General features: G+C 63.8%; 1 protein-coding gene. It reads right to left on the bottom strand.

Features of this window, described 5'->3' with window-relative positions:
- Positions 1-739 (bottom strand): IS110 family RNA-guided transposase (locus tag IC63_RS16730; protein ID WP_036722795.1); only part of this gene is annotated, 739 nt, incomplete at its 3' end.
- Between the last annotated feature and the right edge of the window lie 74 nt (positions 740-813).

Below are 813 nucleotides of genomic sequence, written 5' to 3'. Positions count from 1 at the left end.
AGGCGGCAAAGTCGCGTGCCTTGCGGAACGTCTCGGGTGGCGGCGCCAGAACAGCGATGGCCGTGGCAATCAGCGGCCCGATGCCCGGCACCGTCATCAGTCGCCGGGCGACGTCATTCTCCTTGGCGCGCCGGGTGATCTCGGCATCGAGCTTCCTGATCTCTGCCTCCAGATGCGTGAGTGCCGCGATCAAAGCCTTCAGCGTGGGGACGGCATCAGCAGGGAGAGCGCCATCCGGATCCTCCACGATCGCGATCAGCCGCGCAGCGTTGGCCGCTCCCTGTGGCACGATCTGACCGAACTCGGTCAGATGGCCGCGCAATGCGTTGATCGCCTGCGTGCGCTGCCGGATCAGCAACTCCCGGACCCGGAAGACCATTGCCGCGCCCTGCGTCTCTTCGCTCTTGACCGGAACAAAGCGCATGGTGGGTCGCATAGCCGCCTCGCAGATGGCCTCGGCGTCCGCCATGTCATTCTTCTGGCGCTTCACAAACGGCTTCACATAGGCCGGCGGGATCAGCCGCACCTCATGCCCCAGCTTGCCAATTTCCCGGCCCCAGAAGTGAGCGCCGCCACAGGCTTCCATCGCCACGACGCAAGAGGGCAGCTGGCTGAAAAACTCCAGCACCTGCCCTCGCCGTATCTTCTTGCGCAGAACGGCTCGTCCTGCGCCGTCAGTTCCATGCACCTGGAATACATTCTTCGCCAGATCGAGCCCGACCGTGATAATCTCCGACATGACCGCTCCCCTTTGTGGATCGTTGCAGACCCACCTTGGCACATCAGATGCCGTCGGGGGGCGGTCACATCATC

It is taken from the genome of Paracoccus sphaerophysae (genome assembly GCF_000763805.1).
In the GTDB taxonomy this organism is placed as follows: Bacteria; Pseudomonadota; Alphaproteobacteria; order Rhodobacterales; family Rhodobacteraceae; genus Paracoccus; species Paracoccus sphaerophysae.
Note: the sequence above shows the minus strand (reverse complement) of the source record. Positions and strands in the feature narration are given on the sequence as shown.